This window comes from Caloranaerobacter sp. TR13, from assembly GCF_001316435.1.
Classification (GTDB): Bacteria; Bacillota; Clostridia; order Tissierellales; family Thermohalobacteraceae; genus Caloranaerobacter.
Window position 1 is genome coordinate 1 of the sequence record NZ_JXLL01000040.1, and the last position, 3,095, is coordinate 3,095.

The 3,095-nt window shown below is 52.9% G+C and carries 1 rRNA gene; it reads right to left on the bottom strand.

Annotated features, from left to right (window positions below):
* Nucleotides 1–25 precede the first annotated feature (25 nt).
* Nucleotides 26–2,965 (bottom strand): 23S ribosomal RNA (locus tag TR13x_RS10725).
* Between the last annotated feature and the right edge of the window lie 130 nt (nt 2,966–3,095).

Sequence of the window (3,095 nt, forward strand, 5' to 3'; positions counted from 1 at the left end):
TTCAAAACTGCACAGCGTAATACATTTGGTCAAGCCCTCGACCTATTAGTACCTGTCAGCTAAAGACATTACTGTCCTTACACCTCAGGCCTATCAACCAGATAGTCTATCTGGGGTCTTACTCCTTGCGGATGGGAAATCTTATCTTGAGGGGGGCTTCGCGCTTAGATGCCTTCAGCGCTTATCCCTTCCAGACTTGGCTACTCAGCTGTGCCCCTGGCGGAACAACTGATGCACCAGCGGTCTGTCCATCCCGGTCCTCTCGTACTAGGGACAGCTCCTCTCAAATTTCCTGCGCCCACGGCGGATAGGGACCGAACTGTCTCACGACGTTCTGAACCCAGCTCGCGTGCCTCTTTAATGGGCGAACAGCCCAACCCTTGGGACCTACTTCAGCCCCAGGATGAGACGAGCCGACATCGAGGTGCCAAACCTCCCCGTCGATGTGGACTCTTGGGGGAGATAAGCCTGTTATCCCCGGGGTAGCTTTTATCCGTTGAGCGATGGCCCTTCCACTCGGAACCACCGGATCACTAAGTCCAACTTTCGTTCCTGCTCGAGGTGTCTCTCTCGCAGTCAAGCTCCCTTCTGCCTTTACACTCTACGCACGATTTCCGACCGTGCTGAGGGAACCTTTGAGCGCCTCCGTTACCTTTTAGGAGGCGACCGCCCCAGTCAAACTGCCCAACTGACAGTGTCCCAAGACCGGTTTCACGGCCTCTGGTTAGAATTCCAGTACCACAAGGGTGGTATCCCAAGGTCGACTCCATCGAAGCTGGCGCCCCGATTTCTCAGTCTCCCACCTATCCTGTACATGTGATACCAAAATCCAATGTCAGCCTGCAGTAAAGCTCCACGGGGTCTTTCCGTCCTGCCGCGGGTAACCAGCATCTTCACTGGTACTACAATTTCACCGGGTCCCTTGTTGAGACAGTGCCCAAGTCGTTACGCCTTTCGTGCGGGTCGGAACTTACCCGACAAGGAATTTCGCTACCTTAGGACCGTTATAGTTACGGCCGCCGTTTACTGGGGCTTAAGTTCAGTGCTTCGCCTAAGCTAACACTTCCCCTTAACCTTCCAGCACCGGGCAGGCGTCAGCCCCTATACTTCGTCTTTCGACTTAGCAGAGACCTGTGTTTTTGGTAAACAGTCGCTTGGGCCTATCCTCTGCGGCCGGCTAAGGCTCCAGTCGCTAAGACCTTCACCTCCTCCGGCACCCCTTCTCCCGAAGTTACGGGGTCATTTTGCCGAGTTCCTTAACAAGGGTTCTCCCGCTCGTCTTAGGATTCTCTCCTCGCCTACCTGTGTCGGTTTGCGGTACGGGCACCTATTTACTCGATAGAGGCTTTTCTCGGCAGTGTGGAATCAGCTGCTTCGCTACTTTAATTTCGCTCCCCATCACCTCTCGGAATTGTCCCTACGGATTTGCCTATAGGAACTTCCTACCGGCTTGGACGCACTCAACCAACGGTGCGCTCAGCCTATCCTCCTGCGTCACCCCATCTCTTTAGCGCAAATAGGTGGTACAGGAATCTCAACCTGTTGTCCATCGCCTACGCCTTTCGGCCTCGGCTTAGGTCCCGACTAACCCTGAGTGGACGAGCCTTCCTCAGGAAACCTTAGGCTTTCGACGGGTGGGATTCTCACCCACCTTTCGCTACTCATGCCAGCATTCTCTCTTCTGCAGTGTCCACCACTCCTTACGGTGTAGCTTCTGCCTCTGCAGAATGCTCCCCTACCCAGCGCTTCGCGCTGCCGCAGCTTCGGTGACAGGTTTGAGCCCCGGACATTTTCGGCGCAAGACCACTCGACCAGTGAGCTATTACGCACTCTTTAAATGAATGGCTGCTTCTAAGCCAACATCCTGGTTGTCTGTGTAGTCTTACATCCTTTACCACTTAACCTGTACTTAGGGACCTTAGCTGGCGGTCTGGGCTCTTTCCCTCTCGACTATGAAACTTATCTCACATAGTCTGACTCCCAAGGAACATGACTATGGCATTCGGAGTTTGATAGGTTTCGGTAGCGTGTGAGCGCCCCTAGACCATTCAGTGCTCTACCTCCATGTCACTACCTTGAGGCTAGCCCTAAAGCTATTTCGGGGAGAACCAGCTATATCCGAGTTCGATTGGAATTTCACCGCTACCCACAGGTCATCCCAGCCTTTTTCAACAGACACGGGTTCGGGCCTCCACGAAATTTTACTTTCGCTTCACCCTGCCCATGGGTAGGTCACCCGGTTTCGGGTCTACGACATGCAACTAAAAGCGCCCATTTAAGACTCGGTTTCCCTACGGCTCCAGACCTTAAGTCCTTAACCTCGCTGCATATCGTAACTCGCTGGCCCGTTCTACAAAAAGTACGCGGTTGCACATATAAAGTGCTTCCACTGCTTGTAGACATAGGGTTTCAGGTTCTATTTCACTCCCCTCCCGGGGTTCTTTTCACCTTTCCCTCACGGTACTATGCGCTATCGGTCACCAGGTAGTATTTAGCCTTGGGAGGTGGTCCTCCCTGCTTCCCACAGGGTTTCACGTGTCCCGTGGTACTCTGGATCACAACCCTAAGCTCCTTTCGTTTCGCCTACAGGACTATCACCTTCTGTGGTTGGCCTTTCCAGACCTATTCGGCTACAAAAGTCACTTAGTTAATGGCTGTGTCCGCAACCCCTGTAAAGCGAAGCTTTACAGGTTTGGGCTGTTCCCCTTTCGCTCGCCGCTACTTAGGGAATCGAGTTTTCTTTCTTTTCCTCGGGGTACTTAGATGTTTCAGTTCCCCCGGTGTGCCCTCACCTACCTATGTGTTCAGTAGGTGATACCTAGGGTTTGCCCTAGGTGGGTTCCCCCATTCGGAAATCCCCGGATCAAAGCCTACTTGCGGCTACCCGAGGCGTATCGGCGCTTATCCCGTCCTTCATCGGCTCCTGGTGCCAAGGCATCCACCCTATGCCCTTACTAGCTTGACCAGAAATCATAGTATCCAGTTACTAGTAGCTAGTTACCAGTTACCGCTAAACCTTTTTAGAAGTTGGCTTGTAACTAGTACCCAGTACTTAGTACCTGATACACTTACGCTGTGCAGTTTTCAAAGTACAA